The sequence below is a fragment of the Streptomyces liliifuscus genome (genome assembly GCF_016598615.1).
In the GTDB taxonomy this organism is placed as follows: domain Bacteria; phylum Actinomycetota; class Actinomycetes; order Streptomycetales; family Streptomycetaceae; genus Streptomyces; species Streptomyces liliifuscus.
Window position 1 is genome coordinate 8,145,644 of the sequence record NZ_CP066831.1, and the last position, 22,135, is coordinate 8,167,778.

The following is a 22,135-nucleotide window of genomic DNA, read 5'->3' on the forward strand; positions in this document are numbered from 1 at the left end:
CCCTCGGCTCGCGCACGAAGGGCCGGTTCCGCGGCCCGTGCACGAGGGACCGGTTCCGCGGCCCGTGCACGGCGGAGAGGTCCTGGCGGATGGCCTTCGACAGAGGCTCGCGCACGGCGCTCAGTCCCTCAGTTCCAGCACGCCGGATATCCCCGTGCCGCGCGCGGGCGCGGTGCCGAGCTCCGCGTCGTCGGCGATACGGCCGTCGAAGAAGCTGATCACCCGGTCCGCGGCGCTCGCGAGCCGTGCGTCATGGGTGACCAGCACGATGGTCTGGCCGCGCTCGTGGAAGCGGGACAGCAGCCGGGTCACCTCGCGGGTGCCCTTGCTGTCGAGGCTGCCCGCGGGCTCGTCGGCCAGCAGCAGGGGCGGATGGTTGACCAGGGCACGGGCCAGCGCGACCCGCTGCTGCTCGCCGCCGGACAGCTCGCCCGGCATGCTGCGCTCCTTGCCCTCCAGTCCCAGCTCGGCGAGGAGCTGCTCACGCTCGGCGCGCGCCTGCCTGGGGGAGAGGCCGGCGAGCAGGGCGGGCAGCTCGACGTTGTCGGCGACCGACAGGTTCGAGACCAGGTTGAAGAACTGGAAGACGATGCCGATACGACGCCGGCGCTCGACCGCCCAGCGGGCCTCGCTGTAGGCGTCCGTGCACGTGCCGTCCAGCCAGATGCTGCCGGAGTCCGGTCGCTGGAGCCCGCCCAGCAGATGCAGCAGCGTCGACTTCCCGGCGCCCGAGGGGCCCGTGACGGCGACGAACTCACCCTGTCGTACGGCGAGATCCACGCCCCGCACGGCATGCGCGGGCGCGCCCTCGCCGTAGTGGGTCTTGACCAGGCCCTCGGCACGCAGCAGGGGAGCGCCCTCGGCGCGCGACGAAGGAGCGGTGCGGCTCACTCCAGCTCCTCCAATTCCTCCTGGCAGCGTTCCAGCCAGTCGAGGTCGGCCTGCAGATGCAGCATGGCGCCCTCGATGAGCAGCTGGGAGATGCGGTTGTCCCGGCTCTCGGTGGCGGCGAGTTTCGACAGACTGCGCATGGTGTTCAGGTACTCGCGCCGCTGCTTGTTGATCAGGGTGATCTGGTCGGCGAGTCCGGTCTGCGGCGCGAGCGCGAGCTTCATGAAGAACTCGTCCCGCACACGCGGCTCGTCCGCCGTCTCCTCGTACCAGGCGCGCAGCGCCTCACGCCCGGCGTCGGTGAGGTGGTAGATCTTCTTGTTGGGCCGGCTCGACTGCTCGACTTCCTCGCCCTCGATCAGTCCCGACTTCTCGAGGCGGCCGAGCGTCACATATATCTGGCCGACGTTCGGCTGAGGGTACGCGGAGCCCAGCAGTTGCTCAAGGTCCTGCTTGAGCTCGTATCCGTGGGCCGGGCCGCGCGCCAGCAGGGCCAGGAGGGGCAGCCGCACCAGTGCTCTCCTCCGCCTTTTCTCTCGGTTCGCCTTCGGGGCGCTCCAGCCGGTGTTGAGGGGCCGATGTGCCGCAGGCCCTAGTATCGCCCATACCTAACAGGTATACATGGCCTCTGACTCCGGGCGAAGGTGTCCGGCAGCCGGTGCACCAAGGAGGAACCTATGCGGTGGATACGTGCCGCGGGTAGGGGACTCCTGGTCGCGGCGGTGGTTCTGACCGGTTACGTCGCCTCGGGCGCACAGGCCGACGGAGCGCGCGGCGGCGGCCGGGGTCCGCTCACGCTGGCCACCGCAGGGGATCTCACCAGCTATCTGGGGCCGCTGCTGGACGGCTGGAACCGTACCCATCCCGGCGAGAAGGTCACGCTCGTCGAGCTCCCGGACTCCGCCGACGAGACCCGGGCGCAGATGACCACCGATCTGCGCGGCGGTGACCGGAACCGCTTCGACATCCTGAACATCGATGTCGCCTGGACCTCGGAGTTCGCCGCCGCCGGCTGGATCTCCCCGCTGTCCCGGGACCGCTTCCCGCTCGACGGCTTCCTGCCGCAGGTCGAGGACACGGCGACGTACGACGGACGGCTGTACGCGGTCCCGTACGTCACCAACGCGGGACTGCTCCTCTACCGCAAGGACATCCTCGACAAGGAGGGCGTCGAGCCCCCGCGCACCTGGGCCGAGCTGGAGAAACAGGCGAAGGACATCGCCCCGAAGTACGGACTCGACGGTTACGCGGGCCAGTTCCTGCCCTATGAGGGGCTCACGGTGAACGCGGCCGAGGCGGTCTACTCGGCGGGCGGCACGATCCTCGGCGACGAGGGCGAGCGCGTCACCGTCGACTCGGCGGCCGCCCGCGAGGGCATCGGCTTCCTCGCCCGCGGCGTGCGGGACGGCTGGATCCCCAGGAAGGCGCTGACGTACAAGGAGGAGGAGTCCAAGCAGGCCTTCCAGGACGGTCGGCTCCTCTTCCTGCGCAACTGGCCGTACGCCTATGTCGGCGCCTCCGCCGAGGGCTCGGCGGTCGCCGGGAAGATCGGCGCGGTGCCGCTGCCCGGGCCCGACGGGCCGGGCGCGAGTGTGCTCGGCGGCTCCAACCTCGCGGTCAGCGCGCATGCCCGCCACCCCGACTCCGCCGCACGCCTCATCACGTACCTGACGAGCGAACGGGTGCAGCGGCAGGTCCTCACCAAGGGCGCGCTGCCGCCCGTGCGGGCCGCCCTCTACCGGGACCCGGAGCTGATCCGGCGGTTCCCGTACCTGCCGACGCTCCGCGCGAGCGTCGCGGCGGCGGCGCCGCGTCCCAAGAGCCCGCGCTACGACCAGGTCAGCCTGGCCGTGCAGGCCGTGGTGCAGGACGCGATGACCGGGCGCCAGACGCCCGAGGCCGCGGTGCGACGCCTCGCCCGCGAGCTGGCGGACATCTCCCGCCGGGGCTGAGCCCTCTCCCGGCACGCTCGACGGATCCTAGTTACTTGTTAGGTAACGCGCACGTCTCACCTTCGGTCTCGGTGGATAGAAATATCCTCATATAAAATCCCAACTTCTCGGGACTCTCCGCCTACTCGTTGACACCTGCGCGACACGGCTACTTAACATGCATGCATAACCGGAGGCACGCACAGACAGGTCAACGGGTGACGATCGACATGCACCGCTGGTGGCGCGACGCAGTGATCTACCAGGTCTACGTCCGGAGTTTTCTGGACAGCACCGGCGACGGCATCGGCGATCTCGCCGGGGTCAGGGCCGGACTGCCGTATCTGAAGAAGCTGGGCGTCGACGGCGTCTGGCTCAGCCCCTTCTACCCCTCGCCGCAGCACGACCACGGCTACGACGTGGCCGACTACTGCGACGTCGACCCGGTCTTCGGCGATCTCAGCGAGTTCGACCTGCTGATGACGGACGCCCGGCGGCTCGGCATCAAGGTGCTCCTGGACATCGTCCCGAACCACTGCTCGGAGGAGCACCCGTGGTTCCAGGAGGCACTGGTTGCGGCACCGGGCAGTGAGACCCGGGCCCGCTTCCACTTCGCCGACGGCCGCGGCCCGGACGGCTCCGAGCCGCCCAACAACTGGCACTCCATGTTCGGCGGCCCCGCCTGGAGCCGGGTCACCGAGCAGGACGGCACCCCCGGCCAGTGGTACCTGCACATGTTCACGCCCGAGCAGCCCGATCTGAACTGGCGCAACCCCGAGGTCGGCGCCCACTTCGACCACGCCCTGCGCTTCTGGCTCGACCGGGGCGTCGACGGCTTCCGCATCGACGTCGCCGCCGGCCTCTACAAGCACCCCGAGCTGCCGGACGCGCCCGACCCCGAGGCCGACGCCCGCACCCGCGACTCGGTCAACCCGCTCGCCTGGAACCAGCCCGAGGTGCACGACGTCTGGCGGCACTGGCGCTCGGTGTGCGAGGAGTACACCGCCCGCGACGGCCAGGAGCGGCTGCTCGTCGGCGAGGTCTCCGTGCCGACCGCCCGCGAACACGCCCTGTACGTACGCCACGACGAGCTGCACCAGGCCTTCTTCTTCGACCTGCTCAGCGCGCCCTGGAACGCGGACGCCTTCCGCAAGGTCATCTCCCACGCCATGCAGGACATCGCGGGCACCGGCTCGACGGTCACCTGGGTCCTCAACAACCACGACCAGGTCCGCACGGTCACCCGCTACGGCGAACTGGGCACCGAGGGCAGCGGCCTGGGCGCCGCCCGCGCCCGAGCCGCCGCACTGCTGATGCTGGCGCTGCCCGGAGCCGCGTACATCTACCAGGGCGAGGAGCTCGGGCTGCCCGAGGTCGTCGATCTGCCCGACGACGTGCTCACCGACCCGATCTTCCGCCGCACCGGCAGCCGCGCCCGGATCCGCGACGGCTGCCGGGTGCCGCTGCCCTGGTCGGGGCACGCCTCACCGTTCGGCTTCACCTCCGGCGCCGAGAGCGCCAAGCCGTGGCTGCCGCAGCCCGCCTACTTCGCCGAGTACGCCACCGACCGCGCCCTCGCCGACACCCATTCCTTCTGGCACCTCTACCGCGACGGACTCCAACTGCGCGCCGGACTGCCCCAGTTGGGTGAGGGCGCGCTGCGCTGGCTGGACACCCAGCCCGGCGTCCTCGCCTTCGTCCGCGGCGACGGCCTGGTCTGCGCCGTCAACTTCGGTACGGCGCCGACGCCCGCGCCGGTCTCCGGCACCCCCCTGTTGTCCAGCGGCCCCTGCGCGCCCGGCGTCCTGCCCGGCTCGACGGCCGCCTGGTGGATCAGCGACTGCACCAACCCCTGAGCGGCCGACTCCCGCACCACCCATCTCGGCCGACCGCCCGTCAATTCCCCTGCGCCCGAAGGAACATCAACGATGATGCGACGACGTACGACCCTGCTCACGAGCTGCATAGCCCTCGCCCTGTCCCTCGGTGCCACCGCCTGCGGAGGCGGCGACGTCTCCGCAGGCGGTGGCGACAAGCCGCTCAGCGGCCAGACGATCAACGTGGCCGGTGTCTGGTCCGGCAGCGAGCAGAAGAACTTCCAGAAGGTCCTGGACGCGTTCACCGAGAAGACCGGCGCCAAGACCCAGTTCACCTCCACCGGTGACAACGTCTCCACGGTCGTCGGCAGCAAGATCGAGGGCGGCAACGCCCCCGACGTGGTGATGGTCCCGCAGGTCGGCGTGCTCCAGCAGTTCGCGAAGGAGGGCTGGCTCAAGCCGCTCTCCAAGACGGCTCAGAAGTCCGTCGACGGCAACTACGCGAACGTGTGGAAGAACTACGGCAGCGTCGACGGCACCCTGTACGGCCTCTACTTCAAGGCCGCCCACAAGTCGACCGTCTGGTACAGCCCCGACGCCCTCGACGAAGCGGGCGTCGAGACGCCGACGACGTACGACGCCATGCTGGAGGCAGGGCGGACCGTCTCGGAGTCGGGCCTCGCGGCCTTCTCCGTCGCCGGACAGGACGGCTGGACACTCACCGACTGGTTCGAGAACGTCTACCTCTCGCAGGCAGGACCCGAGAAGTACGACGCCCTGGCCGCCCACAAGATCAAGTGGACCGACCCGACCGTGGTCGAGGCCCTCACCACCCTCGGCAAGCTCTTCAAGGACAAGGAGCTGCTGGCCGGCGGCCAGAAGGGCGCGCTGAACACCGACTTCCCCGGCTCCGTCGAGAAGGTCTTCGGGCCCGAGCCCTCGGCGGGCATGGTCTACGAGGGCGACTTCGTGGCCGGTGTCGCCAAGGACCAGTTCGGCAGGAAGATCGGCGAGGACGCGGACTTCTTCCCCTTCCCCGCGGTCGGCACCGGCAAGGCACCCGTGGTCAGCGGCGGCGACGCGGCCGTCGTCCTCAAGGACGGCAAGAGCCAGAAGGCCGCCATGGAGTTCCTGGAGTACCTCGCGACCCCCGAGGCCTCCGCCGTCTGGGCCGAGGTCGGCGGCTTCCTCTCACCGAACAAGAAGCTCGACCTCGCCTCCTACGGCGACGACATCACCCGCGAGACCGCCAAGTCCCTGGTGGACGCCGGGGACTCGGTCCGCTTCGACATGTCGGACCAGGCCCCGGCCGCGTTCGGCGGCACAAAGGGCGCCGGCGAGTGGAAGCTCCTCCAGGACTTCCTGCGCGACCCGTCCGACCCGAAGAAGACCGCTGCCGCGCTGGAGCAGGCGGCGGCCAAGGCGTACAAGGGCTGATCGCCGTGACCGCCACGCTCCTCAAAGAGGCGAGTCCGCCGCCCACCGCCCCGGCGGACCGCGACCGCAGGCGGCGCGCCCGGCGCCGGGCCCGGATCATCGCCCTCGCGTTCGTCTTCCCCGCCCTGCTCCTGCTCGGCGCGCTCGTCGTCTACCCCGTGCTGTTCTCCGTGGGCCGCAGCTTCTTCGACGCCTCCGGCAACCGGTTCGTGGGCGGCGACAACTACACCGAGATGTTCCGCGACCCCGCCACGCTCAAGGCCGTCCGGAACACGGCCATCTGGGTCGTCGTCGCACCGACACTGCTCACCGGTCTCGGCCTCGTCCTCGCCGTCCTGGTGGAGAAGATCCGCTGGGCGACGGCGTTCAAACTCCTGCTGTTCATGCCGATGGCCGTCTCCTTCCTCGCCGCGGGCATCATCTTCCGGCTCGCGTACGACGAGGACCCCGAGAAGGGCGTCCTGAACGCCGCCGCCGTCTCCGTGCACGACGCCTTCAAGGACGCGTCGTCGTACCCGAACGCCCGGGCCCGTGACGGCCAGGGACTGACCAAGGCCGCCGACGGCTCGTACGGTACGACGGCCACGGCGTCGCCCGGCGACACCGTCGGGCTCGGCCTGGTGGGCGTACGCGCCGAGGACCTGCCGGGGAGCGCGCGACCCGCGTATCCGGCGTCGACCGGGAAGGCGTCGGCCGACGAACTGCGCGGCGTCGTCTACCTGGACTTCACACGGGGCGGGGGAGGGGAGCAGGGCAAGGTCGACAAGGCCGAGAGCGGGCTGCCGGAGATGAAGGTCGAGGCGGTGCGCGACGGGAAGACCGTGGCGAGCGGCACGACCGCGGCCGACGGCTCCTTCCGCTTCCAGGGCCTCGATCCGGGCTCGTACACCGTGCGGCTGCCCGCGTCGAACTTCGCCCCGCCGTACGAGGGCGTCTCCTGGCTCGGCCCCGCGCTCGTCACGCCCGCCATCATCGGCGCGTACCTGTGGATCTGGACCGGCTTCGCCATGGTGCTGATCGGGGCCGGGCTCGCCGCCCTGCCGCGTGACGCGCTGGAGGCGGCCCGGATGGACGGCGCCAACGAGTGGCAGATCTTCCGCCGGATCACCGTGCCGCTGCTCGGGCCCGTCCTCACCGTGGTCTTCGTGACCCTGGTGATCAACGTGATGAAGGTCTTCGACCTCGTCTACATCATCGCGCCCGGCCCGGTGCAGGAGGACGCCACCGTGCTCGCCACCCAGATGTGGCTGGTGTCCTTCGGCGGCGGCAACAACCAGGGCCTGGGCAGTGCGCTGGGCGTGCTGCTCCTGCTTCTGGTGATCCCCGCCATGGTCTTCAACGTCCGCCGTTTCCGAGGGAGTCAGCGATGAACGCGATCAGGCGGGGGCTCGCGAGCAGCCTCGTGCAGGCGTTCCTGGTGCTGGTCGGCCTGATATGGCTCACTCCGCTCGCCGGGCTGTTCCTGTCCTCGCTGCGGTCCGCCCAGGAGACCGCGACGGGTGGCTGGTGGACCGCGCTGGCCTCTCCCGCGCAGCTCTCCTTCGACAACTACTCGGCGCTGCTGGGCAATTCGGGGATGACTCAGGCGTTCTGGAACACGGTGCTGATCTCGGTGCCGACGACAGTCCTTGTCGTCGTCATCGCCGCGCTCGCCGGGTATGCCTTCGCGTGGCTGGACTTCCCCGGCCGTGATCCCCTTTTCCTCCTGGTGGTCGCGCTGTTGGTGGTGCCCGTGCAGATCGGGTTGCTGCCGGTGGCCAAACTCTTCGGGCAGATGGGGCTGTTCGGCACGATTCCCGGAGTCGTGTTGTTCCACGTCTCGTACGGGCTGCCGTTCGCGATCTTCCTGCTGCGGAACTACTTCGCGGAGATGCCCAAGGAGATGCTGGAGGCGGCTCGGATGGACGGGGGCGGGGAGTGGCGGATCTTCACGCGGCTCGTGCTGCCTGTTGGGCGGCCCGCCATCGCCAGTCTTGCCATCTTCCAGTTCCTGTGGGTCTGGAACGACATGCTGGTCGCGTTGTTGTTCGCCGACAGTTCTTCGCAGCCGTTGACGGTTGAACTCCAGTCGCAGATCCGGCAGTTCGGCAGCAACATCGATGTGCTCGCGCCTGGGGCGTTTCTGTCGCTGGTGGTGCCGGTGGTTGTCTTCTTCGCCTTCCAGCGGCACTTTGTGCAGGGGGTTATGGCGGGGTCTGTGAAGTGACCGCCGGTGGGGGCCGCCGACGGGTTTTCGCCCCCGCCGCCCCTACCCATTCCCGTCCCTGACTCAGGGGCTACGCCCCCGAACCCCCAAAGGACCAAAAGATTGCGCAGTTCCCCGCGCCCCTAGGTACCCAGGTACCTAGGGGCGCGGGAACTGCGCGACCAGCCCCCACCCACCCGCACCCGAAATCGCTCCGAACGGGGCCTGGGGCGGAGCCCCAGAAAGGGACGGGAATGGGTAGGGGCGGCGGGGGCGAAAAAAGGCCCCCGCCGCCCCTGCCGTCCGTCAGGGTGAAGCCGGTGGATACAGCGAGCGCGGGAGTTGGGACGCCGCGGCGGAGTCCAGCAGCCACAGGGTGCGTGACCGGCCGCGGGCGCCCGCGGCCGGCGCCTGGATCTCGCCGGCGCCCGAGAGCGCGATCGCCGCAGCCTGCGCCTTGTCCGAACCCGCCGCCAGCAACCACACCTCCCGCGCAGCCCGAATCGCAGGCAGCGTGAGAGTGACACGGGTAGGCGGCGGCTTGGGGGCCCCATGGACCCCCACCACAGTCCGCTCCGTCTCACGGACGGCCGGCAGTTCGGGGAAGAGGGACGCCACATGCGTGTCCGGACCGACGCCGAGCATCAGCACGTCGAAGGACGGAACCGGACCGTGGTTCTCCGGCCCGGCGGCCACGGCGAGTTCGGCCGCGTAGGCCTCCGCCGCCGCGTCCGCGTCCTTGCCGTAGGGCCCGTCCGACGCGGGCATGGCATGCACGCGCTTGGGATCCAGCGGCACCGAGTCGAGCAGTGCCTCACGGGCCTGGGTGACATTGCGCTCGGGGTCGCCCTCGGGCAGGAACCGCTCGTCGCCCCACCACAGTTCGAGCCGCCCCCAGTCGATGGCGTCCCGGGCGGGCGCGGCCGCGAGCGCCGCGAGGAGCCCGTTGCCGTTGCGGCCACCGGTCAGCACGACCGAGGCGTAACCGCGCGAGGCCTGTGCGTCCACGACCTTCGTGATGAGCCGGGCCGCGGCGGCCTGGGCCATCAGTTCCTTGTCACGGTGGACGACCAACTGGGGAGTGCTCACTACGAGTCCGCCTTCTTGACCGGGGGCATCTGGGCCGGAGTCGGACGGCCGGCGTCGCTGTCGCCCGCAGAGGAGCCCGCCGAGGAGCCGGCCGGGGAGGCGGGCAGTGCCAGTGCGGACGTCTTCGCGGGGTCCGCCGACGCCTCCGAGTCCGGCACCTTCTGCCGGACCGGGAGCGACTCCGGGCCGCGCGCGGACGCCTCGGCCCGCTGCGTGGCCGACGGGATCCCGCCCAGCCGGTCCACCCCGAACCGCAGCGCGGAGGCGTATGTGTCGTCCGGATCGAGCCTGCGCAGCTCCTCCGCGAGCAGCTCGGACGTCTCACGCCGCTTGAGTGCCACCGCGCGGTCCGGCTGGCCGGGCAGCGCCAGCGTGGCCATCGCCCCGTCCGACCGGTGCAGCGTGATGGGGCCGCCGGTGGTCTCCAGCCGCACCTGGGTCAGACCGGGACCGGCGGAGACGGCCCGCCGGACGTGCACGTGGAGGCGGTCGGCGAGCCACATGGCGAGCAGCTCGACGCTCGGGTTGGCCTCCTCGCCCGCCACCTCGACGGAGACGACCTCGCACTCGATCTGGTCGAGGGCGGCGGCCAGCATCGAGCGCCACGGGGTGATCCGGGCCCAGGCCAGATCGGTGTCGCCCGGCTCGTAGCTCTCGGCCCGGGACCGCAGCTCCTCGACGGGCTTCTCGGCCGCGTAGCTGTCGGTGACCCGGCGCTGGCCCAGGGCGCCCAGCGGGTCGCCCGCCGGATCGCGCGGGGCGTCCACCGACCACCAGACCACCACCGGCGCGTCCGGCAGCAGCAGCGGCAGGACGACGGACTGGGCGTGGTCGGAGACCTCGCCGTACAGCCGCAGGACCACCGTCTCGCCGGTGCCCGCGTCCGCGCCGACCCGCACCTCGGCGTCAAGACGCGACTTCGTGCGGTCGCGGGGAGAACGCGAGACGCGCTTGATCACCACGAGCGTGCGCGAGGGGTGCTCGCGCGAGGCGTCGTTGGCGGCGCGCAGGGCGTCGTACGCGTTCTCCTCGTCGGTGACGATGACGAGGGTGAGGACCATGCCGACGGCTGGGGTGCCGATGGCCCGGCGGCCCTTCACCAGCGCCTTGTTGATCTTGCTGGCCGTGGTGTCCGTGAGATCTATCTTCATGGGCGACGCCAGCTCCGTCCGTCTCGCTTGAGCATTTCGTCCGCCTCGACGGGGCCCCACGTTCCGGACGGGTACTGCGCGGGCTTGCCGTGCTTGTCCCAGTACTCCTCGATCGGGTCGAGGATCTTCCAGGACAGCTCGACCTCCTCGGTGCGCGGGAAGAGGTTCGAGTCGCCCAGGAGGACGTCCAGGATCAGACGCTCGTACGCCTCCGGGCTCGACTCCGTGAAGGACTCGCCGTACGCGAAGTCCATCGAGACGTCCCGGATCTCCATGGAGGTGCCGGGGACCTTGGAGCCGAAGCGGACCGTGATGCCCTCGTCGGGCTGGACGCGGAAGACGATCGCGTTCTGGCCCAGCTCCTCCGTCGCCGTGTGGTCGAAGGGGGAGTGCGGTGCACGCTGGAACACGACCGCGATCTCGGTGACACGGCGGCCCAGGCGCTTGCCGGTCCGCAGGTAGAACGGAACGCCCGCCCAGCGGCGGTTGTCCACCTCCACCTTGATCGCCGCGTACGTGTCGGTCTTCGACTTGGGGTCGATGCCGTCTTCCTGGAGGTAGCCGACGGCCTTCTCGCCGCCCTGCCAGCCCTCGGCGTACTGCCCGCGGACCGTGTTCTCGCCCAGGTCCCGGGGCAGCTTCACCGCGCCGAGGACCTTGGTCTTCTCGGCGGCGAGCGCGTCCGCGTCGAAGGAGGCGGGCTCCTCCATGGCCGTGAGGGCCATCAGCTGGAGCAGGTGGTTCTGGATGACGTCACGGGCGGCGCCGATGCCGTCGTAGTAGCCGGCGCGGCCGCCGATGCCGATGTCCTCGGCCATCGTGATCTGCACGTGGTCCACGAAGGACCGGTTCCAGATCGGCTCGAACATCTGGTTGGCGAAGCGCAGCGCCAGGATGTTCTGGACCGTCTCCTTGCCGAGGTAGTGGTCGATGCGGAAGACCTGGTCCGGGGCGAAGACCTCCTCGACGGTCGTGTTGAGGTCCTCGGCCGACTTGAGGTCGTGGCCGAAGGGCTTCTCGATGACCGCGCGCCGCCAGGAGCCGCTCGTCTGGTCGGCGAGGCCGTGCTTCTTCAGCTGCCGGATGACCACCGGGAACGCGGACGGCGGCACGGAGAGGTAGAAGGCGAAGTTGCCGCCCGTGCCCTGCGCCTTGTCCAGCTCGCCGATCGTCTCGCGCAGCCGCTCGAACGAGTCGTCGTCGTCGAAGGTGCCCTGGACGAAGCGCATCCCCTGGACGAGCTGCTGCCAGACCTCCTCACGGAACGGTGTGCGGGCGTGTTCCTTGACGGAGTCGTGGACCTCCTGGGCGAAGTCCTCGTTCGCCCACTCGCGGCGGGCGAAGCCGACGAGCGAGAAGCCCGGGGGCAGCAGACCGCGGTTGGCAAGGTCATAAACGGCAGGCATGAGCTTTTTACGGGACAAATCGCCCGTGACCCCGAAGATGACGAGGCCCGACGGCCCCGCGATACGCGGGAGCCGTCGGTCCGCCGGGTCACGCAGCGGATTGCTGCTTGACAAGATTTCAGCCCTCCGAGGGGGCGAGGCGCTCGAGCTCTGCCTCGGTCGACTTGAGCAGGTCGTTCCAGGACGCCTCGAACTTCTCGACGCCCTCGTCCTCCAGGAGCTGGACCACGTCGTCGTACGAGATCCCGAGCTTCTCGACCGCGTCGAGCTCGGCACGGGACTGCTCGTACGTACCGGCGATGGTGTTGCCGGTGATCTTGCCGTGGTCCTCGGCGGCGGCCAGGGTCGCCTCCGGCATGGTGTTCACCGTGTTCGGCGCGACCAGGTCGTCGACGTACAGGGTGTCCTTGTAGGCCTTGTCCTTGACGCCGGTCGAGGCCCACAGCGGACGCTGCTTGTTGGCCTGCGCCTTGTCGAGCGCGGCCCAGCGGTCCGAGGAGAAGACCTCCTCGTACGCCTCGTAGGCCAGTCGCGCGTTGGCGAGACCCGCCTTGCCGCGGGCGGCCTTCGCCTCGGGGGTGCCCAGGGCGTCCAGCTGCTTGTCGATCTCGGTGTCCACGCGGGACACGAAGAACGACGCCACGGAGTGGATGCCGGACAGGTCGATCCCGGCGGCCTTGGCCTTCTCCAGGCCCGCGAGGTAGGCGTCCATGACCTCGCGGTAGCGCTCCAGCGAGAAGATCAGCGTGACGTTGACGCTGATGCCCCGGCCGATCGTCTCGGTGATCGCGGGCAGGCCCGCCTTGGTCGCCGGGATCTTGATGAGCGTGTTCGGACGGTCGACGAGCCAGGCCAGCTGCTTGGCCTCGGCGACGGTCGCCTGCGTGTTGTGCGCCAGGCGCGGGTCGACCTCGATGGAGACCCGGCCGTCCTGGCCCTGCGTGGAGTCGTAGACCGGGCGCAGGATGTCGGCGGCGTCACGGACGTCCGCCGTCGTGATCATGCGGATGGCCTCTTCGACGGTGACCTTGCGGGCGGCGAGGTCACTGAGCTGCTGCTCGTAACCGTCACCGCTGCTGATCGCCTTCTGGAAGATCGACGGGTTGGTGGTGACGCCCACGACGTGCTGCTGGTCGATCAGTTCGGCGAGGTTGCCGGACGTGATCCGCTTGCGCGACAGGTCGTCCAGCCAGATCGCGACGCCTTCCTCGGAGAGGCGCTTCAGTGCGTCTGTCATGGAAAATGCATCTCCTACGTGTCGTATGTCAGCGTCAGCGCTGGGCTGCGGCGATCGATTCCCGCGCTACGGCGGCCACGTTCTCGGCAGTGAAGCCGAACTCCTGGAAGAGCACCTTGCCGTCGGCCGAAGCACCGAAGTGCTCCAGGGAAACGATGCGACCGGCGTCCCCCACGTACTTGTGCCAGGTGAGACCGATACCGGCCTCGACCGCGACCCGTGCCTTCACGTTCGGCGGCAGGACGCTGTCCCGGTACCCCTGGTCCTGCTCCTCGAACCACTCCACGGAAGGCATGGACACGACCCTGGTCGGGGTGCCCGCGGCCTCCAGCTGCTCACGCGCGTCGACGGCCACGTGCACCTCGGAGCCGGTCGCGATGAGAACGACCTCCGGGGTGCCGGTGGACGCCTCGAAGAGCACGTAACCACCCTTGGCCGCATCCTCGTTGGCCTCGTAGGTCGGCACGCCCTGACGGGTCAGCGCGAGGCCGTGCGGGGCACCCTTGCCGAAGACCTTGGTGTAGCGCCTGAGGATCTCGCGCCAGGCGATCGCGGTCTCGTTGGCGTCCGCCGGACGGACGACGTTGAGGCCCGGAATGGCGCGCAGCGAGGCGAGGTGCTCGACCGGCTGGTGCGTCGGACCGTCCTCGCCGAGACCGATGGAGTCGTGGGTCCACACGTACGTCACCGGCAGGTGCATCAGCGCGGACAGGCGCACCGCGTTGCGCATGTAGTCGGAGAACACCAGGAAGGTGCCGCCGTAGATACGGGTGTTGCCGTGCAGCGCGATGCCGTTCATCTCCGCGGCCATCGAGTGCTCGCGGATACCGAAGTGGATCGTGCGCCCGTACGGGTTCGCCTCCGGCAGCGGGTTGTCCGCCGGGAGGAACGACGAGGTCTTGTCGATCGTCGTGTTGTTCGAGCCCGCGAGGTCGGCCGAGCCGCCCCACAGCTCGGGGATGACCGCGCCGAGGGCCTGCAGGACCTTGCCGGAGGCCGCACGCGTGGCGACGCCCTTGCCCGCCTCGAAGACCGGGAGCTTCTCCTCCCAGCCGGTGGGCAGCTCGGTCGCGGCGATGCGGTCGAACTCGGCGGCACGCTCGGCGTTGCCGTTGCGCCACTCCTGGAACGACTTCTCCCACTCCGCCTTGGCCTGACGGCCGCGCTCGCCCAGCGCGCGCGTGTGGGTGATGACCTCGTCCGAGACCTCGAAGGCCTGCTCCGGGTCGAAGCCCAGCACACGCTTGGTGGCCGCGACCTCGTCGTCGCCGAGCGCCGAGCCGTGCGCGGCCTCGGTGTTCTGCGCGTTAGGGGCCGGCCAGGCGATGATCGAGCGCATCGCGATGAACGACGGCTTGTCGGTCACCAGCTTCGCGGCCTCGATCGCGTCGTAGAGGGCGTGCGGGTCGAGGTCGCCGTCCGGCTTCGGGGCCACGCGCTGCACATGCCAGCCGTACGCCTCGTACCGCTTGACCGTGTCCTCGGAGACCGCAGTCTCCGTGTCGCCCTCGATCGAGATGTGGTTGTCGTCCCACAGCAGGACCAGGTTGCCCAGCTGCTGGTGGCCGGCCATGGAGGACGCCTCCGCGGAGATGCCCTCCTGGAGGCAGCCGTCACCGGCGATCGCGTAGATGAAGTGGTCGAACGGGGAGGAGCCGGGGGCCGCCTCCGGGTCGAACAGACCACGCTCGTAGCGGGCGGCCATGGCCATGCCCACCGCGTTGGCGACACCCTGGCCGAGCGGCCCGGTGGTGGTCTCCACGCCGGGCGTGTGCCCGTACTCCGGGTGGCCCGGGGTGCGGGAGCCCCACGTCCTGAACGACTTCAGGTCGTCCAGCTCAAGACCGAAGCCGGCCAGGTAGAGCTGGGTGTAGAGGGTCAGGGACGAATGACCGGCTGACAGCACGAAGCGGTCGCGGCCGGTCCAGTCGGGGTCCGCCGGGTCGTGCCGCATCACCTTCTGAAAGAGGGTGTAGGCGGCGGGCGCCAGGCTCATCGCCGTACCCGGATGGCCGTTGCCGACCTTCTGTACGGCGTCGGCGGCCAGGATGCGGGCGGTGTCGACGGCCCGCTGGTCCAATTCGGTCCACTCGAGGTCTGTTGTGGTCGGCTTGGTGCTCACCCTGGGTCAGGGCTCCTCTCCACATGTTCCACATGTCGAATGCCGGTGCACGTCGCGCCCACCGGCTCGCTGTCGAGCCTACCCCCGTAGGAACGCGCATTTTTTCGAGTCATTCCAGACTGCCGGGACTCTCCCTCTTCCGCCTCCCGACCGGCGCGTTCCGTGTTCGGCAAGTGAATACGGAGCCGCTCATCCGACTGCTCAACGCATTGCCGATCAGTCCTGCGCGGGGGCCTTTCAACACGACCCGACCCCCGCGAAGGCCGGGGTCTGGGCAACGTCTACAGTGGCGTGGTACGCGCGAGCCTTTACCGGGAGTTCACACCCGGAGCTCGCTGAAATGTCTCTGTCAGGGGTGTGCGTGACGGCCGTTGAATCCCGTCCTGCGGGTGTGCTCGGGGCGAGTCAGGGCGCGAAGCGGGGCACGAACCACCGGCCGTTCTGGGCTCGGGTCAAGGCGTTCGTCGCTCTCACCAAGCCGCGGATCATCGAGCTGCTGCTGATCACCACCGTTCCGGTGATGTTCCTGGCGCAGCAGGGCGTGCCCGATCTGCAGCTGGTGCTCCTCACCTGCGTCGGCGGCTATCTGTCGGCGGGCGGCGCGAACGCCCTGAACATGTACATCGACCGTGACATCGACGCGCTCATGGAGCGCACGGCACAGCGTCCACTGGTCACCGGCATGGTCAGCCCACGCGAGTGCCTCGCCTTCGGCATCACGCTCGCGGTCGTCTCGACGCTGCTGTTCGGGTTCGCCGTCAACTGGCTGTCCGCGTGGCTGTCGCTCGGAGCGCTCCTCTTCTACGTCGTCGTCTACACGATGATCCTCAAACGCCGTACCTCGCAGAACATCGTGTGGGGCGGGATCGCCGGCTGCCTTCCGGTGCTCATCGGCTGGTCGTCCGTCACGAACTCCATGTCGTGGGCGCCGATCATCCTCTTCCTCGTCATGTTCTTCTGGACGCCGCCGCACTACTGGCCGCTCTCCATGAAGGTGAAGGCGGACTACGCCCGCGTGGGCGTGCCGATGCTGCCGGTCATCGCCTCCAACAAGGTCGTCGCGCGGCAGATCGTCCTCTACAGCTGGGCCATGGTCGCCGTCTCCCTGCTCCTGACGCCGCTCGGCTACACGGGCTGGTTCTACACGGTCGTCGCCCTGGTGACCGGTGGCTTCTGGCTCTGGGAAGCACACGGGCTGCAGACCCGGGCCAAGGACGGCGCCGTGGGCGCCAAGCTGAAGGAGATGCGGCTCTTCCACTGGTCCATCACCTACGTGTCGCTGCTGTTCGTGGCTGTGGCTGTGGACCCGTTTCTGAGGTGACCCTCCGGTAGAGGGGTGGTCGGGGCGTTGTCGGCTGCGGGCCGGCCGTGGCTGGTCGCGCAGTTCCCCGCGCCCCTGAGGGGCACTATGGCCGGCGTGGGTGCGTGGGCAAGGCCACTTGACCCGGGCGTCGCCGAACGATCTACCCGTCGGTAGCATCCTGGGCATGGCAGACACCCAGCAGGTTGACGAGGGCGCCGGTACCAAGCAGGCCGCCAAGGCGGAGCGCCATGCGGCGAAGCTCGCCAAGCAGATCTCCTCCTTCGCGCAGGCCCACGGCGGCGCCGAGGGACAGATCGCGTACATCGGCCAGAAGGGCGCCCGCATCGTCCTCGTCGGTGAGGACGGCGGCTGGGGCGACCTCGTGGCCCCCACCTTCGCCATCGCGGAACAGGCCGTGAAGAAGTCCGGCATCACCACCCACGAGGACTTCGACGGCGAGTTCGCCAACAAGGTCAAGACAGGCCCGTACGAGTGGACCCGCATGGCAGGCATCCAACTCGGCGGCCCGAGCAACACCTGAATCCGGCCCCAGCCCCGTGCCCCAAAGGGGCGCGGGGAACTGCGCGAGCAACCACATCCGACCCGCAGGTCAGCAACACCCCGCGCCCCCCACCACCCACCCGCCAAACCCGCGGAGCGCTTCGCACGGGGTGTGGGCGCCCAACACCTGACACCCGGTTCACCCGTTAGGCCCTTTAATAAAGGCAGGGCCCATTCGCGGGGAGTCCGGATGATCGAAACGCCGTCGCTGGTGGATCAGTACTGCCACGGCGTGCTGCGGACGGAGCTGGGTCTCGGCACCTTCGAGGCCCACCTCGCCCGGGGCGAGGGCCCGCCCGCAGCGGGGACCACGTTCTTCGACACACAGACCGGTTTCGCCGTACGCCGCTGGTGTCCGCCCCTGCTGGGGCTAGAACCCCACTGTCCGCCAGCCCGCTACCTTGCCCGACGCCGGGAACTCGGCGTCCTGGAGGCGGGGCGCAGGCTGCTGCGGGGGAGCGGGATCACGACCTATCTGGTCGACACCGGTCTGCCGGGTGATCTGACGGGGCCCGGCGAGATGGCCTCCACGGGGGCCGCGCACGCCCACGAGATCGTCCGTCTGGAGCCGCTCGCCGAGCAGGTCGCCGACACCTCCGGAACCGTCGAGTCGTTCCTCGCCAACCTCGCCGAGTCGGTGCACGGGGCGGCCGCGAACGCCGTGGCCTTCACCTCGGTGGCGGGCTTACGGCACGGACTGGCGCTCGCGCCCGAACCGCCCGGGCCGGGAGAGGTGCGCGGCGCGGCGGCGCGGTGGCTGGCCGGGCGCCGGGTGGGCGGCGAACTGAGCGATCCGGTGCTGCTCAGGCATCTCCTGTGGATCGCGGTCGCCTCCGGTCTGCCGCTCCAGTTGCACGCGGGGCTCGGCGAGCCCGGCCTGCGCATCGACCGCAACGACCCGGTCCTGCTCACCGACTTCGCCCGTGCGACGGCCGGCCTCGGCACGGACCTGGTCCTGTTGCACGGCTACCCGTACCACCGCCACGCGGCGCATCTCGCCGGGGTCTTCCCGCATGTGTACGCCGATCTGGGCGCCGCCCTCGTCCGCACCGGGGCCCGCGCGTCGGCCGTCCTCTCCGAGATCCTGGAGCTCGCCCCCTTCGGCAAGCTCCTCTTCTCCAGCGGTGCACATGGTCTGCCCGAACTTCATGTGGTCGGGGCACGTCTCTTCCGTGAGTCGCTCGCCAAGGTGCTCGGCACCTGGGTGGCCGAGGGCGCCTGGTCGCTGACCGACGCACAGCGGGTGGCGGGACTGATCGCGGCGGGGAACGCGCGACGGGTGTACGGGGTGGAGTGAGACGGGGTGGAGTGAGACGGGTGTACGGGGTGGAGCGGGCTGTACAGACTGTGTATATGACACGCAGCGACGCGACCGACCGGCTCCTCGACCGCTTCCGTACCGAACTGCGCGATCTCGCCCCCGCTGCCGTGTGGGCCCATGGCTCGCTCGGCGGTGGCGACTACCGGGAGGGCATCAGCGACCTGGATCTGATCGTCGTCCTGGACGGCCCGATCACGGCGAGGACGCTCTGGAAGGTGGCCCGGCTGCACGCCCGTCTGCGTGCCGAACCGCTCGTCGCCAAGCTGCACTGCAGCTATCAGACGCGCGACACGGTCGACGGCGCAGAGCGGCGGCACCTCACCTGGGCGCACCAGCAACTCTTCAAACGGACGGTCACACCGGTGACCCGGCGCGAGCTGCACACCTTCGGGCTGGTCCTGGAGGGAGAGCCGCCCGGAACTCTGCTGCCCCAGGTGACGGACGACGAACTCGCCGAGTTCGTCGTCCGGGACCAGCGCGACTTCTGGCGACGGCAGGTGGACCGGGCCGACAACTGGACGCAGGACGTCTGGGTGGACCTGGGGCTGGTCACCCACGCCCGCGCCACGGTCACGCTGAAGGACGGGCGGCTGATCACCAAGCGCGAGGCACTCGATCTGCTGCCCGGTCTTGGCGCGCCCGCCGAGCTGGTCGCGGACATCAGGCGGCGGCGGTACGAGGAGCCCGGAGCACCGGTCCAGGAGTGGACGGCCCGCAGGGCGGAGCTGACCCGCGGCTACCTCGGCCCGGCGATCGACCGCCTGGTGGCCGCGTACGAATGACCCTCACGCGTCACGTGACGCACGTGACGCGTGACCTCACATGACTGCGCGGCGCTCACGACGTGACGTGCGCGTCGCTCACGCGCGTGTGAGTGACGACTGTGTCGACTGGGCGGGCAGATCCGCCACGACCTCCGGCCGTTCCCGCAATGCCAGCAGCACGCGGAGCGTGGCGATCCACACCAGGCAGGAGCCGAACATGTGGAGGCCGACCAGGACCTCCGGAAGGTCGGTGAAGTACTGGACGTACCCGATGGCCCCTTGGGCGAGGAGCACCAGGAAGAGGTCGCGGGTGCGGTGCAGGGGCCCCTTGGGCGCGTCGACGGCCCTGAGGACGAACCACAGGGCGAAGGTCAGCGTCACCACGATCCAGGCCAGCACGGCATGCAGCTTGGTGACGTTCTCCCAGTTCAGCGGGATGCGCTCGACCTCGCTGGAGTCGCCCGCGTGCGGGCCCGCGCCGGTGACGACCGTACCCACCGCGATCAGCAGGACGGTGACGGCGACGAGGATCCACGCCATCTGCTGCACCGGCCTGCCGACCAGCGGGCGCGGGGCGTCGTCGCCCTCGCGGGTGCGCTGCCACATCACCGTGGCGACGGCGATCAGGGCGGTGGAGAGGAGGAAGTGGGCGGCGACCGTGTACGGGTTGAGGCCCACGAGGACGACGACACCGCCGAGGACCGCGTTGCCCATGACGACCCAGAACTGCGCCCAGCCGAGCCGGGTGAGGCTGCGCCGGTAGGGCTTCTGCGAGCGCGCGGCGATGATCGCCCAGCCCACCGCGGCACACAGGACGTACGTCAGCATGCGGTTGCCGAACTCGATGACGCCGTGCACGCCCATCTCGCTCGTGGTGGTGAGCGAGTCGTCGGTGCACTTGGGCCAGGTCGGGCAGCCGAGACCCGAGCCGGTCAGCCGGACGGCACCTCCGGTCACCACGATCAGTACCGCCATGACGAGCGCGGCGAGGGCGGCGCGCTGAACCGTCCGGGGCGAGGGGGTCCAGCGTTCGGCGATGAAGGCGAGCGGGTTGCGCACGGCTTGGGCGGCATCGGCTCGGGTCACGTTTGGCACGGGCTCCATCGTAGGGGGCCGCTTGTGCACGCTTTCACGAGCCCCCTCCCCGCGTCGGTCGCCCGCCATCGCCCGATCACTCCCAGCGGAAGAACCTCCCGGCGGCGGCGAGGCCCACGACCGCCCATACGGCGAGGATCCCGAGGTTCCCCCACGGCATCCCGGACCCGTGCTGGAGGACGTCCCGCAGGCCCTCCGACAGGGCCGAGATCGGCAGCAGGCCGAGCAGGTCCTGGGCCGCGTCCGGGAACTTGTCCAGCGGGACGACGACCCCGCCGCCCACGAGCAGCAGCAGGAAGACCAGGTTCGCGGCGGCCAGCGTGGCCTCCGCCTTCAGCGTGCCCGCCATCAGCAGACCGAGGCCCGAGAAGGCCGCCGTGCCCAGGACCAGGAGCAGCAGCACGGCGAGCGGGTTGCCCTCCGGCGACCAGCCGAGGGCCAGGGCGATCACCGTCACGAGGAGCACCTGGAGGACCTCGGTGACCAGGACGGAGAGGGTCTTGGCCGTCATCAGCCCCCAGCGGGGCAGCGGCGAGGCGGCGAGCCTCTTCAGCACGCCGTACCGCCGCTCGAAGCCCGTGGCGATCGCCTGGCCCGTGAACGCCGTCGACATCACGGCGAGCGCGAGAATGCCGGGCGCGAGGAAGTCGACCGCCTTTCCCTCGCCCGTGTCGACGACGTCCACCGCGCTGAACAGCACCAGCAGCAGCGTCGGGATGATCACCGTCAGGAGCAGCTGCTCGCCGTTGCGCAGCAGCATCCTCGTCTCCAGCGCCGCCTGCGTCGCGATCATGCGGGGGAGCGGGGCGGCTCCCGGCTTCGGCGCGTACATGCCCGTGCCTTCGCTTGCGCCTTCGCCCGTGGTCCGGGCGTCCGTTCCCGCGGTCATCCGCGCAGCTCCTTACCGGTGAGCTCCAAGAAGACGTCCTCCAGGGTGTGCCGCTCCACCGAGATCTTCTCCGGCATCACCCCGTGCTGGGCGCACCAGGTGGTGACGGTCGCGAGCAGCTGCGGGTCGACCTTGCCGCCCACCCGGTACGAGCCCGGTGTCAGCTCGGCCGCCGTGCAGTCCGCCGGGAGGGCCTTGAGGAGGGAGGCCACGTCGAGGCCGGGGCGGCCGGAGAAGCGCAGGGTGTTCTCGGCGCCGCCGCGGCACAGCTCCTCGGGGGTGCCCTTCGCCATGACACGGCCCGCGTCGATGATCGCCACGTCGTCGGCGAGCTGCTCGGCCTCGTCCATGTGGTGCGTGGTGAGGATGACCGAGACACCGTCGGTGCGCAGATCGCGTACGAGGTCCCAGGTGGCCCGGCGGGCCTGTGGGTCGAGTCCCGCGGTCGGCTCGTCCAGGAAGACCAGTTCGGGGCGGCCGACCACGGCCATGGCGAGCGCGAGGCGCTGTTGCTGGCCGCCGGAGAGCCGCCGGTACGTCGTGCGGCCGCAGCTGCCGAGGCCCAGGCGCTCGATGAGCGCGTCCACGTCCAGCGGGTGCGCGTGCAGCTTGGCCATGTGGCGGAGCATCTCGTCGGCGCGGGCGCCCGAGTAGACACCGCCGGACTGGAGCATCACACCGATGCGGGGGCGCAGCGCGGAGGCCTCGCGCACCGGGTCGAGACCCAGCACCCGGACCGTTCCGGAGTCGGGCCTGCGATATCCCTCGCAGGTCTCGACAGTGGTCGTCTTGCCGGCGCCGTTGGGTCCGAGGACGGCGGTGATGCCCGCCCGGGCCACCAGATCCAGGCCGTCCACCGCGGTTTTCCTGCCGTACCGCTTCACCAGGTTTTCGACCTGGACGACGGTCTCACTTCGCATGGGCGGCCTCGCTTCG

At 70.0% G+C, this 22,135-nt stretch carries 19 protein-coding genes; 9 read left to right on the forward strand and 10 right to left on the reverse strand.

The features are described 5' to 3' along the window. Positions 1-120: 120 nt before the first annotated feature. Both JEQ17_RS35080 and JEQ17_RS35085 read right to left on the reverse strand, forming a co-directional pair. A complete protein-coding gene (locus JEQ17_RS35080) occupies positions 121-891 on the reverse strand; it encodes an ABC transporter ATP-binding protein (protein ID WP_200399001.1) in 771 nt (256 codons plus the stop codon). Further along, positions 888-1,403 carry a PadR family transcriptional regulator gene (locus JEQ17_RS35085; RefSeq protein ID WP_189840474.1) on the reverse strand — a complete coding sequence of 172 codons (516 nt, stop codon included), beginning with the start codon at positions 1,401-1,403 and terminating at the stop codon, positions 888-890. The genes JEQ17_RS35080 and JEQ17_RS35085 overlap by 4 nt, the downstream gene beginning before the upstream one ends. Before the next feature lie 165 nt (positions 1,404-1,568). On the opposite strand from JEQ17_RS35085, the gene JEQ17_RS35090 reads away from it, so the two are divergent. The 5 genes from JEQ17_RS35090 (at position 1,569) to JEQ17_RS35110 (ending at position 8,282) form a co-directional block, all read left to right on the forward strand. Continuing rightward, the gene (locus JEQ17_RS35090; RefSeq protein ID WP_200399002.1) at positions 1,569-2,843 is read left to right on the forward strand and encodes an ABC transporter substrate-binding protein; all 1,275 of its coding nucleotides are present in this window, start codon (positions 1,569-1,571) and stop codon (positions 2,841-2,843) included. A gap of 161 nt (positions 2,844-3,004) precedes the next feature. After that, a complete protein-coding gene (locus JEQ17_RS35095) occupies positions 3,005-4,678 on the forward strand; it encodes a glycoside hydrolase family 13 protein (protein WP_200399003.1) in 1,674 nt (557 codons plus the stop codon). A gap of 72 nt (positions 4,679-4,750) precedes the next feature. Beyond that, entirely contained in the window at positions 4,751-6,076 is a 1,326-nt protein-coding gene (locus JEQ17_RS35100) for an ABC transporter substrate-binding protein (RefSeq protein WP_200399004.1), read from the forward strand. Positions 6,077-6,081: 5 nt separating this feature from the next. Beyond that, complete coding sequence (locus tag JEQ17_RS35105) at positions 6,082-7,446, forward strand: ABC transporter permease subunit (protein WP_200399005.1); 1,365 nt, start codon at positions 6,082-6,084, stop codon at positions 7,444-7,446. Continuing rightward, a complete protein-coding gene (locus JEQ17_RS35110; RefSeq protein ID WP_200399006.1) occupies positions 7,443-8,282 on the forward strand; it encodes a carbohydrate ABC transporter permease in 840 nt (279 codons plus the stop codon). Before JEQ17_RS35105 ends, JEQ17_RS35110 begins: the two co-directional genes overlap by 4 nt. Before the next feature lie 285 nt (positions 8,283-8,567). Here the strand turns inward: JEQ17_RS35110 and pgl are convergent, their stop codons facing one another. The 5 genes from pgl to tkt are packed head-to-tail and all read right to left on the reverse strand — an operon-like array spanning position 8,568 to position 15,266. Continuing rightward, complete coding sequence (gene pgl / locus JEQ17_RS35115) at positions 8,568-9,350, reverse strand: 6-phosphogluconolactonase (RefSeq protein WP_200399007.1); 783 nt, start codon at positions 9,348-9,350, stop codon at positions 8,568-8,570. Continuing rightward, positions 9,350-10,501 carry a glucose-6-phosphate dehydrogenase assembly protein OpcA gene (gene opcA / locus JEQ17_RS35120; RefSeq protein ID WP_200399008.1) on the reverse strand — a complete coding sequence of 384 codons (1,152 nt, stop codon included), beginning with the start codon at positions 10,499-10,501 and terminating at the stop codon, positions 9,350-9,352. The genes pgl and opcA overlap by 1 nt, the downstream gene beginning before the upstream one ends. After that, entirely contained in the window at positions 10,498-12,024 is a 1,527-nt protein-coding gene (zwf, locus tag JEQ17_RS35125; protein WP_407700168.1) for a glucose-6-phosphate dehydrogenase, read from the reverse strand. The genes opcA and zwf overlap by 4 nt, the downstream gene beginning before the upstream one ends. A gap of 1 nt (position 12,025) precedes the next feature. Continuing rightward, positions 12,026-13,144, reverse strand: coding sequence for a transaldolase (tal, locus tag JEQ17_RS35130; RefSeq protein ID WP_200399010.1), 1,119 nt, complete (start codon positions 13,142-13,144; stop codon positions 12,026-12,028). Positions 13,145-13,178: 34 nt separating this feature from the next. Beyond that, the gene (gene tkt / locus JEQ17_RS35135) at positions 13,179-15,266 is read right to left on the reverse strand and encodes a transketolase (RefSeq protein ID WP_200399011.1); all 2,088 of its coding nucleotides are present in this window, start codon (positions 15,264-15,266) and stop codon (positions 13,179-13,181) included. 355 nt (positions 15,267-15,621) lie between these two features. On the opposite strand from tkt, the gene JEQ17_RS35140 reads away from it, so the two are divergent. From JEQ17_RS35140 to JEQ17_RS35155, 4 genes are all read left to right on the forward strand, one after another. Then, positions 15,622-16,587, forward strand: coding sequence for a heme o synthase (locus JEQ17_RS35140; RefSeq protein WP_200401881.1), 966 nt, complete (start codon positions 15,622-15,624; stop codon positions 16,585-16,587). Positions 16,588-16,753: 166 nt separating this feature from the next. Beyond that, positions 16,754-17,110, forward strand: a complete 357-nt coding sequence (locus JEQ17_RS35145) for a hypothetical protein (protein ID WP_200399012.1) — start codon at positions 16,754-16,756, stop codon at positions 17,108-17,110. Between the two features lie 210 nt (positions 17,111-17,320). Then, positions 17,321-18,427, forward strand: coding sequence for an amidohydrolase family protein (locus JEQ17_RS35150; protein WP_200399013.1), 1,107 nt, complete (start codon positions 17,321-17,323; stop codon positions 18,425-18,427). 56 nt (positions 18,428-18,483) lie between these two features. Beyond that, a complete protein-coding gene (locus JEQ17_RS35155; RefSeq protein WP_200399014.1) occupies positions 18,484-19,233 on the forward strand; it encodes a nucleotidyltransferase domain-containing protein in 750 nt (249 codons plus the stop codon). A gap of 78 nt (positions 19,234-19,311) precedes the next feature. Here JEQ17_RS35155 and JEQ17_RS35160 read toward each other — a convergent pair whose 3' ends face one another. The 3 genes from JEQ17_RS35160 to JEQ17_RS35170 form a co-directional block, all read right to left on the reverse strand. Next, positions 19,312-20,319 (reverse strand): COX15/CtaA family protein, encoded by a 1,008-nt coding sequence (locus JEQ17_RS35160; RefSeq protein ID WP_200399015.1) that lies wholly within the window; start codon positions 20,317-20,319, stop codon positions 19,312-19,314. A 67-nt stretch (positions 20,320-20,386) separates the two neighbouring features. Further along, positions 20,387-21,199, reverse strand: coding sequence for an ABC transporter permease (locus JEQ17_RS35165; RefSeq protein ID WP_200399016.1), 813 nt, complete (start codon positions 21,197-21,199; stop codon positions 20,387-20,389). Then, positions 21,196-22,119, reverse strand: coding sequence for an ABC transporter ATP-binding protein (locus JEQ17_RS35170; RefSeq protein WP_200399017.1), 924 nt, complete (start codon positions 22,117-22,119; stop codon positions 21,196-21,198). Before JEQ17_RS35170 ends, JEQ17_RS35165 begins: the two co-directional genes overlap by 4 nt. Between the last annotated feature and the right edge of the window lie 16 nt (positions 22,120-22,135).